12 protein-coding genes are annotated in these 10795 nt (G+C 46.8%); 4 read left to right on the top strand and 8 right to left on the bottom strand.

The features are described from left to right. Both JGK39_RS29965 and JGK39_RS29960 read left to right on the top strand, forming a co-directional pair. On the top strand, positions 1 to 1114 hold a 1114-nt coding region (locus tag JGK39_RS29965), incomplete at its 5' end, for a transposase (protein ID WP_366049401.1). A gap of 469 nt (positions 1115 to 1583) precedes the next feature. Continuing rightward, positions 1584 to 2048 carry a hypothetical protein gene (locus JGK39_RS29960; protein ID WP_293249569.1) on the top strand — a complete coding sequence of 155 codons (465 nt, stop codon included), beginning with the start codon at positions 1584 to 1586 and terminating at the stop codon, positions 2046 to 2048. Between the two features lie 228 nt (positions 2049 to 2276). On the opposite strand, the gene sds is transcribed toward JGK39_RS29960, so the two are convergent. Next, positions 2277 to 3248: a solanesyl diphosphate synthase gene (gene sds, locus JGK39_RS29955; RefSeq protein WP_293249566.1), complete on the bottom strand. Its 972-nt coding sequence runs from the start codon at positions 3246 to 3248 to the stop codon at positions 2277 to 2279. Between the two features lie 694 nt (positions 3249 to 3942). On the opposite strand from sds, the gene JGK39_RS29950 reads away from it, so the two are divergent. Next, complete coding sequence (locus JGK39_RS29950) at positions 3943 to 4506, top strand: tyrosine-type recombinase/integrase (RefSeq protein ID WP_293249563.1); 564 nt, start codon at positions 3943 to 3945, stop codon at positions 4504 to 4506. Between the two features lie 534 nt (positions 4507 to 5040). On the opposite strand, the gene JGK39_RS29945 is transcribed toward JGK39_RS29950, so the two are convergent. From JGK39_RS29945 to JGK39_RS29915, 7 genes are all read right to left on the bottom strand, one after another. After that, positions 5041 to 6162 (bottom strand): hypothetical protein, encoded by a 1122-nt coding sequence (locus JGK39_RS29945; protein ID WP_293249560.1) that lies wholly within the window; start codon positions 6160 to 6162, stop codon positions 5041 to 5043. Between the two features lie 5 nt (positions 6163 to 6167). After that, entirely contained in the window at positions 6168 to 6452 is a 285-nt protein-coding gene (locus JGK39_RS29940) for a hypothetical protein (RefSeq protein WP_293249557.1), read from the bottom strand. A 39-nt stretch (positions 6453 to 6491) separates the two neighbouring features. Then, a complete protein-coding gene (locus JGK39_RS29935; RefSeq protein ID WP_293298505.1) occupies positions 6492 to 7334 on the bottom strand; it encodes a hypothetical protein in 843 nt (280 codons plus the stop codon). Beyond that, positions 7335 to 8276 (bottom strand): hypothetical protein, encoded by a 942-nt coding sequence (locus JGK39_RS29930; protein WP_293249551.1) that lies wholly within the window; start codon positions 8274 to 8276, stop codon positions 7335 to 7337. Further along, positions 8273 to 8536, bottom strand: coding sequence for a hypothetical protein (locus tag JGK39_RS29925; protein WP_293249548.1), 264 nt, complete (start codon positions 8534 to 8536; stop codon positions 8273 to 8275). Before JGK39_RS29925 ends, JGK39_RS29930 begins: the two co-directional genes overlap by 4 nt. 2 nt (positions 8537 to 8538) lie before the next feature. Then, positions 8539 to 9231, bottom strand: coding sequence for a hypothetical protein (locus tag JGK39_RS29920; RefSeq protein ID WP_293249545.1), 693 nt, complete (start codon positions 9229 to 9231; stop codon positions 8539 to 8541). Positions 9232 to 9452: 221 nt separating this feature from the next. Further along, positions 9453 to 10223 (bottom strand): hypothetical protein, encoded by a 771-nt coding sequence (locus JGK39_RS29915; RefSeq protein ID WP_293249542.1) that lies wholly within the window; start codon positions 10221 to 10223, stop codon positions 9453 to 9455. A gap of 74 nt (positions 10224 to 10297) precedes the next feature. Here JGK39_RS29915 and JGK39_RS29910 point away from each other — a divergent pair, with 74 nt between their 5' ends. Beyond that, positions 10298 to 10699: a hypothetical protein gene (locus JGK39_RS29910; protein ID WP_293249539.1), complete on the top strand. Its 402-nt coding sequence runs from the start codon at positions 10298 to 10300 to the stop codon at positions 10697 to 10699. Positions 10700 to 10795: the final 96 nt, after the last annotated feature.

Here is a 10795-nt window from a genome sequence, read left to right as displayed (position 1 = left end):
TGAGGATTGGTTGGAACAATGTCGCAAGGTATATAATTATGCCCTGCAAGAACGTAAAGATTGGTATAATTCGCGAAAATGTCGGATTGACGCTTGTTCGCTTCGCTCGGAATTCATCATCAAAGCTGACACACCCAGGCCAACTTACTCAACTCAATGTAAAGCCTTAACTGCATACAGGAAAACCAGCCCTGCATTACAACGTATCAATGCTCAAGCTTTACAACAAGTGCTGCGCCGACTAGAAAAGTCATTTGTAAGTATGTGGGAACAAAATCACGGATTTCCCCGATTCAAAAAAAGGGGAGCGATGAGGTCTTTTGTGTTTCCACAACTAAGTTCAAACCCAATTCAAAAGAGTAGTGTGAAACTGCCTGTAATTGGCTGGGTAAAATTTTGGCAATCCCGAGCAATTCCCGAGGGTGGAATTATTAAGCAGGCACGGGTAGTAAATCGTGCATCCGGCTGGTATGTAATGCTTACCGTTGCATGGGACGTAAAACTTCCCGAGGTAATGCCACACGGAAATCCCCTAGGAATCGATGTCGGACTAACGAATTTCATAGCAACTTCTAATAGTCTTTTAGTCAAGCGACCAAGGTTTTTTATAGACGCAGAACGCAAGCTGAAATTGCTGCAAAAACGTGTAAGTAAAAAGCAGATTGGCTCAAATAATTGGCGCAAAGCTCAGAAAAAAGTTGCTCTTTTGCATGAATACGTGGCTAATTGTCGCTCAGATTGGCATCGCAAAATCTCTCATCAAATTTGCAATGATGTAGGGATGGTATTCGTTGAGGACTTAAATTTAGTTGGACTATCCAGAGGGATGCTGGGCAAGCACTGCTTAGACGCTGGATGGGGTCAATTTTTCACGATTTTGGAACAAACCTGTTGGAAACGTGGGGTGTACTTCCAAAAAGTGGATGCGAAGAAAACCAGTCAGATTTGTCCAAATTGCGGTGTCGCAACAGGCAAAAAAGAGCTTTCTGAACGTACTCATAGTTGCTCAAATTGCGGTTATACAACCGATAGAGATGTTGCAGCAGCTCAAGTAGTTCTAATTAGAGGACTTGCAGCCGTAGGGCATACGGTCAAGATGCTTGCTAGCAGGTAAATTCGTCGGAATCCCTGTGAAGCAAGAATCCTCTTGCCTTTAGGCAGAGGTTTGTCAAAAAAACACTGACGGCTGCTTTTTCTTGATGTGTCCCAAATGTACTATCCGCCACCAACCAGGTTTAACCAGGGATTTTTGGTGGTGAGGACGAGATAATTTTGAGCAGAAAACTTTTTTTTCGTACATAGTTATAAAATTTGCATCCGCCAGGGACACCCGCATCAACTAAATCGAGCATCAGGTACGATATTTTTCGGATTGAAGGGTAAAGCGTGAATTAATCTAAAAAATCCAGAATTTTTGCTAAAAAAGGCTATATTTGGCTATATGTTTCATATCTATCAATCAAATTTATGAGACTTCAGATTTCGCATTTTACCTTAATATGAGGCAGTGCTAGGTATCACATACTTGCACCTGCACCTGCTACCCTGACATTCTGAAACTCAAATCTCAAATTAACTGACTGATGGATTTAGATCTACAGATTCAAGCACTAATCGAACAAGCTCCGCCTGACGGTTCGACGCCACAAATCTTAAAGGCGATCGCCCCGGCGCTGGTTTTAATTGCCCAACAGCTACAGCACCTCCAATACTCGATCCTGCAATCGGTAGACGAAAGTTGGGCGATCGTGGTTTTGAGCAATCTCAAGCAACCGGGACAGGAGAAGAAGGTGATTTATGCTTTTCCCACTCTTGCTGATGCGTCCTCCGCTGCGGCGGCTGGGGGCGATCGCGTCAAGCCCGTACAGTTGCCTGTCACTCACATTTTATTTCAGATGATTGCTCTTGAAGGTCTCGACAGTATTGTTTTTTTTGAAAATCCCGGCAATCAAGAAGTCGGAACCGAAATCCCTCGCCGGCAAGTGCAGGACTTAATCAATGTTTACTTGCAACAGTATCGATCGGCTCCACCGCCAGATATTGCCTAAACATAGCTTTTATCAAGGGCGGTGACCTATCTCCGGTAATCGGTAATCGGTAATCGGTAATCGGTAATCGGTAATCGGTAATTGCTCGCGCTCTCGGGAACTCACTTAAGAAGCGCCATAACTCAATTTCTTATGAATGGGCAATAGGAAATTCCCCATTACCAATTCCCGATTATCAATTCCCCATTACCAATTACCCATTACCAATAAAGTGTAACTTTTTCACCTCTAATAAAGCCGGCTCAAAACGTAATCTGCCAAATCAATCAAGGCTTGACGGGATTCTGAATGGGGCAGGGCAGCCAAGTATTCGACAGCTTTCTGTGCGTGATTTGTTGCTAGTTCTCGCGATCGCTCTATGCCTTGAGAATCTGCTACCAGCGCCAGAGCCTGCTCTAGATCTCCTTCTTGGGCAAATTCGCGTTCTATTAGAACTTCCAAATAAGGCTTTTCTTCTAGGGCAAATAGCGCTGGTGCTGTCAAATTACCACTAATCAGATCCGAGCCTGCGGGTTTCCCCAAAGTTTCCGTTGAAGCAGTGAAATCCAATATATCATCTACTATTTGGAAGGCTAAACCAATGTTGCGACCGTAGTTGTACAAATCGTCTGCTATTTCCGCTGAAACCTCGCTCAAACAGCCGGCTGCTTTAGAACTGTTGGCAATTAAAGACGCTGTTTTGTAATAACTTTTTTCTAAGTACGCTTCGATCGACAAACTGGTGTCAAATCCATTTAGTCCCTGTTGAATTTCGCCCTCAGCTAAATCCATAATCACTTCTGAAAGCAGTTTGACTACTGGCAGGTTGTCCAGATTTGCCAAATGCCACGAAGATTGAGCAAACAGAAAATCTCCCGCCAATACTGCCACTCGGTTGTTAAACCGACTGTGTACTGTCGGTACTCCCCGCCGCAGATCCGACTCGTCCACCACGTCGTCGTGGACTAGACTGGCTGTGTGGATCATTTCTGTGATTTCCGCGAGGCGGCGGTGTTTTTCTGTGATTGGACGATCGGGCATCGTTGACCGGGCCATCAACAAGACTATTGCGGGTCTCACCCGTTTTCCCTTTGTGCCGAATAAGTATTCTGCAGCCGCGTACAAGATGGGATGACGGGCACCCACTAACTGTTTTAAGTTTTCTGTCAACAGTCGCAGGTCTTCTTCAACCGAGGAAAATAGGAGAGTGCTAGAGATCATGGATACGCCGACTCAAGCCGTAAAGTAACAAAATTTTACATATCATAACTTTATTTTAAGGCAATTCTCTGCAATAGGGAAGAAAAATCTAGCCGATCGGCAGTTATTTGTCATCTGCTACGGGCTAGGAGTCACCCCACTACCTCCGGTGAGTGGCCCGCTGGCAGAGGGGTTGCCCCTATTGTATCGAATCCCCAATGCTCCAAAAAACAATGTCAGAGGTAAAGCTGCTAGCCCGACGTTATGCGCGGCAAGGAGCTTTTCTGAGAAAAACTAAGATAGGGGGAAACTCGGCTGACAAGTGTTTCCTGGTTAGGTGTCCGAAGTGCAATCACCTCTTACCTTCTATGATTTCAGCGGATGGGTTTGAGTGCTGCGTCACCGGCAGGTGCGACTACAAGCGCAAAATTTACTCACCCGCCGAATTGTCCCAACTCGGTAGATGAGTCGGCTTAAGTAGAGCTCGCTAACCAGAACGCAGAAAGTTGAAGCTCAAGGGCGAAAAGCCCGCCACCAAAGCCTCAAGACCTTTTTTAACAGCAGTTTCCAGCACTTCCAACACTTGTTGTTACTCTGTCTGCAATATGTCTGCAATATGTGCATTGTGTAGAGGAGTAAGCGCGCGTGCATCGCACTATCAATGCGTTCAGCGACGGCATGGAAGCGTGTTTAATAACCAAAAGCAGAAACGACAATGCGACAGACTAACCTATCAATACGGTCGAGAGAATACTTAACAGAGCAAGAGATAGAGGGTTTACTGCTGGTAGCTAAGGCAAATAAAGACCGATTCTTTGCACTGCGGGACTATCTCGCCATACTTTTGAGTTTTCGCCACGGATTGCGGGTGTCTGAATTGATCGCGCTGCGCTGGCAGGCGATCGACTTTGACGCCGCCAGAATTCACATTCAGCGACTAAAAAATGGCACTCCAGGCGTCCACCCATTGCAGGCAGATGAATTGCGAGGCTTAAAAAGCCTGCGAAAATTTCAAAATAGCCCGTGGATATTTACGACAAAAAGCAAAGTTCCAGTGACAAGAGATGGGATTGCAAAGATGCTGCGGCGAATAACAGCGATCGCCAAATTAGAAATTTCGACGCATCCCCATATGTTCCGCCACAGTTGCGGATTTTATTTAGCATCAAAGGGATATGATCCTCGACTGATTCAAGAGTATTTAGGGCACAAAAGCATCCAGCATAGCGCAACGTATACAGCACTTAGTCCAGGAAGGTTTGAGGGGTTATGGGAATAAAAATGTCCAGAAAAGATAAGGCAGAACTAATTCTCCTTCGTTGCGGTAACTGGCTCAAATTCCAAGTGTACCCCGATGGAATTGGTCAACACAAGCGCAGTTTTATAGATGCCGATTCCAGTATCCTTTGTTTCTGTGATATTGCGCCTGATTACAAGGCTTTTTATCTAAGTCGGCAGACACTGCGACACGATAGGATTGTTTTGAGGATGTCAAGACTCCTCGTCAACTCTTGATGAGTTTGCCAATAGCGACACAGACGCAATAGAGCATTAATTCAGCGGTAGAAGCGAGTTTGTTATCAATTCTAGTTTTTCACTCCAACATTTTTCTAGAGCTAATTGGATGGCAGAAGCTAGTTGTGGCATATTAGCAACTGCATCCGCAACATTTCCGCAATTCATACCATCGTTTTTGAAATATACGGTCACTTTGTCGGGGCTTACAACCTGCACGTGAGTATAAAAAGTCTAAAAACTGGTCACGGCTTGGTGGGCATAGCACGGTGACATCGTTATTACTTGCAGTCTATGTCTAGACAATATTGACTACATTGCCGTTTCGCCACAGGCTACCCGCAGTTAATCCCGTAGGTGAAGTAGGTAGCCCTGTCATTCTTAAGGAATTACTAAAAACCAGGGGACTGGTAAAAGTTTGGGAGGTTGTAGTAGTAAGAAAAGCAACTTCAATCCAGTCTCGCCAGATACCGTTGTTTTCGGAGCCCTTCCACCAGCGGTTAGCAGTGGTGAATTCTTGCGCCCGGTACTTACTCGCAAGGCTAGTGCCAAATAAGCAATCAACTTGCTGAAGCATTCTAGCGTTGCTCGGCAACTTTAAGTTTGCAACACCACCGTCAATCCATCGCGCTCCTGCGTAACTGGAGTAAGATTGATTGTTAGCATCAATTGCTGCTCCTGTTTCACTCGATCGCGGCTGTAGCGCATAAGTATTTTGGGCCGCGGCAAAACCCATTTCCTGCGGATTTTGCCAAACTCGATCGCCACGAAGGAGCCAATTTTGCTCGCCCGCAGCGGCACCTTCCACCAACCCGTTAGTGCCCGATCGTGTGGCCGTAGCCGCACCAAATAATCCTAGGAGCGACTCAAGTGCTGAAAGGCGATCGCTCAAAACTTCTAGTGCTGGGTCATCTTTTTTTTTGAAATACGCCTTCGCAGAGACAGCCCCCGCTACCAAAATAGAATCCCCGGTTTTTAACGGCGCTTGCCATTTATTAGGCACTCCGACACCTAATTTGAAGCTATTGCCGATCGCCCGATCGTCTAAAGCGATTTCGCCCTCAAAAGGGAATCCCTCAAGAGTCAGCTCTTTTTCTAGTTGCCACGCTCCAAGACTGTCAACTCCAAAGAATTGGAGCGCTATTTTTTGACTCAAGAGTTGTTTCGCTGCCAGTTGCAACCTCTCGCCCCGATCGCTTCGAGGAACTGAGCTATCTGTCGCTATCGGCAATTGCAGGCTAGGAATTGTCGGGCGAACTTTTACATCGACAAGCCGGCATTCATAAAAAATTTCATAATCAGCCAGAAACGGCGCAAATTTCTGCGTCCACAGGGTCAGGTCGAGAAGAGTCACGGTGTTAGCGCCGTCTGCTGGAACTAGCCTGCGCGAAAAAGCAAGGGTTTCGGTTATAGATTCCATTATTGTTAGTTGTTTAGAAATAACTCGATCGGGGCGTTGCCAGTACCCGCTAAATTGCTGGCAAATACTGCATTATAAAGCGCTTTTCGATCGCCATCATCATAGAGCCACACTTGGTTGTACTCAATGCTGAGCAGGTCTGGGTCCCATGCACCCGCAGTTCCGAGAGTAACTACAGTCACTCTTTTCACTATGCCATCAACCTTCTTTTCGCTGTTCCACCATATCTCCGAAACATAATCTAAGTCGATGCTTGTTTGCAAAGTTCTACTGTGAAACCAATTTTTCATAACAACAAAATTAACGAGTAAGTTTATTAAGCCCTGGCGTCACCTTTCTAGCGACTTTCGTATAGTTTCGCGCACGTCCGCCGGCTTGAATCCCAGCGGAATTTTCTTGCCGCCGATCGCGCTTAGCCCTTCAGAGCCGTCTTTACTGCGACGGCTTCCATAAATAACCAACCAAGCCGGGTGCACCCTGACGCGGGGTTTTTGCATCTTTGCCTTCAAATTTTCTCCGCCGACAAGGCTTGCTATTTTAGATTTGCTAAGTTCTGCTGTCCGTTCGATAATTTCGCGGGCCGCATTTTGGCTGCTAGCATAAACTTTCAGTTGCCCGCCTTTTCCTATTTTGTCGGTATCTTTATCAACCATTCGCGCGACTGCGTAGTGATTGCCGTAAATGTAACCGTTTTCTCCTCCAGCCACCTCTAGAATATTTTCCCAAGTACACTTGCTTCGGTGAATGTTTGGGATGGTCAAAAATGGCCTTGGCGGCGTTCTGTTCCCAAGGCGCTTAACTTCCTTGGTCGGCTCGTAAGGCCTGCTACCGCTGAGACGCCAGTGAATCTGCACGGAAACGGGCGCAACAAAATTTTGAACGTACTCGGCGTAAGGGTAGCCGACAAAAGTCCCCAAGTCGGCCCGCGCCAGCTCCGCTCGAATCAACTGCTGAATTGCTGGTAGCAGGCTCGCTTGCAAGGCAATAAAAACCTCAGTCCCAGAAATGATCAGTTTTGTTTCTTCATCGCCGTCTTTGTCTAGAACGAGTTCGTACACCTCAAAATAAGATTGGTCGCTGACCTTCGCGTCGCTTTGTCCGGCAATCCGAGTGATTGGATCGCTTTTTTGGAGTATGCGGTTGACCTTCGCTTCAGATGTATTTTTACTCATTTACCGGGCGTACTCCAAGACGATGAACTCGCTCATTCCCTCACCGAAACCTTCGATTACTCCCTCTAGGAAGTTCCCCAATGCAGGGTTTTGGTCTTCGATAGCCTGTACGAATTCGTTAACTTTATCGCTCAATATCCATGGTTTGCCGCCTTCTTCTCCCCAACTGGCGATCGCCTTATCAACCCAGGGGATGCCAGATTTGATGTTAGCCTTCGCCCACTTCCTAAAGTTGATGTACCCAGCGGCAAAAAGCGCTTGGCGGGCCAGTCGGAAAACAGCCCAGCCCACCGTACTCAGTTCTTCGAGAATTTCTTCGGCTACTTCGTTTTCGTCTTCGAGCACCATGAACATTGTGCTGGTGGCCCTCATGTTAATTGTCAATTTTGGCGTCTTGTCTTTCCCAATGATAAATCCAGCTAAGCTGCGCCCTAGCGATTCGCCCGCAACTCCAGCAAAGTTGACAAAACTCTGCTGCAATTCTTTTAGCAGCGCGTCATCGCTTTTATTGAAATCAAAATTGTAGATTGTCTGCGTCGCACCGACGGCGGCGTTCACCAACTGCGGCATAACTCCAGCAAGCGTAATGCCGCCAATCAGCCCGCTGCCGCCGATCGCTGCGGCGATCGCTCCTATACCTGCTGCAATCCCCCCGACAATTACTCCGCCAATCAGCAGCACCGCACCGGCACCCGCTACTACGGCTACAGGATCTTCTTTCAGCCAGTTCTCGAAGATTTTCCAGTCGCCGCGGGCGATCGCTCCAAAGAGCTCTTTTGCCCCGTCGGCCATATTTTTGAGAAGGGCTTTGGCATTGAGCAAACCCTTTGCCAGAATGCTGCCGATCGAACTGCCGATCGAGTTAAACCAGTTGCCTAGAGTTCCTCCTGAAGAAACCACGAGGGACGAGTTTTCTGTCGTGACGCCAGGGGCGGGTTTCATCGTTTTTCCTCCAATTTGTTGGTTGTTAGTTTTCTGAGATTTTTAGTTTTAGTTTTAACAGGTTTAATACCCGTTGTTGAATTTGCGAAGTCGCTCTCGTACTCCTTGATGTAGTCCTTCATGTTTCCTACTCCTACGGCGCGATTGATATTGATTCTGTCTACCGCTAGCTGCCTGCGAAGCTCGAGTACGTTGTCCTTGATTTTTAATTTTAAGTATGTCTTGATACGGGCTTTGTCTATCTTGCTGTTTTTAGCCATATTTACTCCTGTCTCGGTAAGCTCTTCTGAATTTCGCGCAGTATTTCAAAAATTGATTGCGATCGGGGGTGGATTTCGACAGTCTTAACTTTGTTCTTTCTGGTCTTTAGAAACTCGGCGATTAAGGCTTCTGTAGACGCATCCTCATTCAAGTCTAGCTGTCTTTCATTGTTTTCGCCGAAACCTTTTCCCGTCTGAATCAGGCAGTTAAATGCTGTAGTTACTTCTTCCGTTTTTGGTTTCAATGTGACACCGAGTACATCAAGAGTTGCATCTAATTTATTTACCACGTCAGCTAATGCTACGAGACATTGAGTGACTGTAAATCCGTTACGCAAGTCCATGTTTGTGGCGACGTTTCCGTCGTCGCGAACTTCAAACATCGCCTCTGCCATCGCCTTCGCCCAGCCTGTCGCGTTGACGTAACGAACTGTGAGCGCTTGATTGCCCGCTCTAGCGCTCTCGGCGTCTTTGATGACAGCTTCCGGCTCGAATATCATGCCGTGCGCCATCATCCGAAAAATGCACTGAGCAATCTCGTAATAGTCCTTGGCTTCTGTTTTGCTGTTTGGATCGACCCCCGGGGCCATGAAAGAATTGCTGACCGGGAATTTGTCTTTTAATATGCGCTCTACTGCGAAAGCTTCTTTTATGTCTTCGAGTTCCGCTAATATTTCTTTGCAACAATTGTTCATAAGAGGTCGGTTTCCTGTTGGTAAAAATGGTATTACTTTCGCTTGACCGATAGGAAGTACGTAAGCAGCGGTATAAAAAGGGTAGCCTTCCTCTCCGTTTTTTCTGGTTTATAAATGATTAGCTAGTCTCTCCCTATAATACGTATTTGATGTCTGGATATATTTATGTATTTTCGCTATAGTTCCGTAAAAAAGAAGCCCTCCATACCTTCTCCCACTTTCTAGGGCTTGATAGGCTTGAATTGACAAGTAGTTTTCGTCAAGGAAACTTGCATAGTGTAAATAAAAGCTAGTATTTTCTGTGTTAGTAAAAGAATTAAAAAGAATCCAACTAAAGAATTTTGTTTCAAATTGTAAGCTTTCATTTGGGGGGGTATATGTTCGGGAAATAGTTTGAAAGAAGTTCTAGTGTAGCCTAGTCCTTCTATGAAAGAAGTTGAGGGAAGATTCAGTAATGGAGGAAACGTAAGCTGAGTTTTCTTCCATCTAGCAATATAAGTCAAAGGTTGGCGGTATCCCCATGTGTAGAAATGTGTCTCGGAGTCAACAGAAACAAGCGCCAATTGCTGTGAAGCACTCCACTCTTCTAAACCAGTAGAGCCGGGGGGGATTACTGTTGGAGGCTGAGGGATTGGCGAAACAGCTTCAGACGGAGGCTTTGGATTGCAACCGGGGTCAGGGTAAGTCCGGGTAGCTACTACTTGCCCGAATATTTTCTTCGTTTCGGTAACGACGCAATCCCTCGCTTCAACCTTCACCTCAAGACCGCCGATGCCAAGTTCTATCTTGCCACCTTCTATTCCCCACGTTATTTTTTGACCGGCAATGTTAACCGTAGCGGCGCCGCCGTAGTCAGTCGTGACGCCGAGGCCGGCGATTCCCAAATCCACTCCCAGCGATACTGAGTTGGGGCCCAGGCCGACTTCTCCTTTGATTCCCCTGACCGAACCGCTGATATTAATACCGCTGGAGCTAACAGCCGTTTTTCCCATTTAAATCACTTCCCGCTGCGCTGTTTGCCAACAGCTAATAACTAACAACTAATAACTAACTACCAATTGCCAACTTGCGATCGCCCTCACAAGCTGACGATCGCCCGACAACCGCCGCGCACCGTAATGCGATCGCTCCCGGTTGGAAGCTGCACCTTGAAATTCGGATCGGCGATAAACTGCAACCCGAGTTCTGCACTGCCATCAAACAGATCGACTTCCCCAGCGGTGAGGTAAGCCTTCAGATTTTCGCTGTTTACCCGATCGCTTTTTCGCGTCCGCGGTGGCGGGCGTGCAACCTGCGGTGGCGGGCGAGCAACAACCTGCGCGGGCGATCGGCGTCCGTTCAGATTCCCGCAGCCCGCCGGGAGGTGATGCCATGTCTTAGTGCGACTGCGATAAAACTAGAGGTTCCATACCACTTGCATAAATCAACGCGATCGCTTGTGACGGGCGATCGCTCCCTGCAACCCTAAATAGGGCTTGCTGAAAAAGTCAGAAAACAGCATTTAGAAAGATGAGTGAATTTGAGCTGGCATCGGCAATATAAGTTTTGTCAATCTTGTGATGGC

This window comes from Microcoleus sp. PH2017_12_PCY_D_A (assembly GCF_020738565.1).
GTDB lineage: Bacteria > Cyanobacteriota > Cyanobacteriia > Cyanobacteriales > Microcoleaceae > Microcoleus.
Note: the sequence above shows the minus strand (reverse complement) of the source record. Positions and strands in the feature narration are given on the sequence as shown.

Coding starts and splice junctions, on each gene's coding strand:
- JGK39_RS29960 (WP_293249569.1), top strand. CDS start 1,584: ATGGATTTAGATCTACAGATTCAAGCACTAATCGAACAAGCTCCGCCT.
- sds (WP_293249566.1), bottom strand. CDS start 3,248: ATGATCTCTAGCACTCTCCTATTTTCCTCGGTTGAAGAAGACCTGCGA.
- JGK39_RS29950 (WP_293249563.1), top strand. CDS start 3,943: ATGCGACAGACTAACCTATCAATACGGTCGAGAGAATACTTAACAGAG.
- JGK39_RS29945 (WP_293249560.1), bottom strand. CDS start 6,162: ATGGAATCTATAACCGAAACCCTTGCTTTTTCGCGCAGGCTAGTTCCA.
- JGK39_RS29940 (WP_293249557.1), bottom strand. CDS start 6,452: ATGAAAAATTGGTTTCACAGTAGAACTTTGCAAACAAGCATCGACTTA.
- JGK39_RS29935 (WP_293298505.1), bottom strand. CDS start 7,334: ATGAGTAAAAATACATCTGAAGCGAAGGTCAACCGCATACTCCAAAAA.
- JGK39_RS29930 (WP_293249551.1), bottom strand. CDS start 8,276: ATGAAACCCGCCCCTGGCGTCACGACAGAAAACTCGTCCCTCGTGGTT.
- JGK39_RS29925 (WP_293249548.1), bottom strand. CDS start 8,536: ATGGCTAAAAACAGCAAGATAGACAAAGCCCGTATCAAGACATACTTA.
- JGK39_RS29920 (WP_293249545.1), bottom strand. CDS start 9,231: ATGAACAATTGTTGCAAAGAAATATTAGCGGAACTCGAAGACATAAAA.
- JGK39_RS29915 (WP_293249542.1), bottom strand. CDS start 10,223: ATGGGAAAAACGGCTGTTAGCTCCAGCGGTATTAATATCAGCGGTTCG.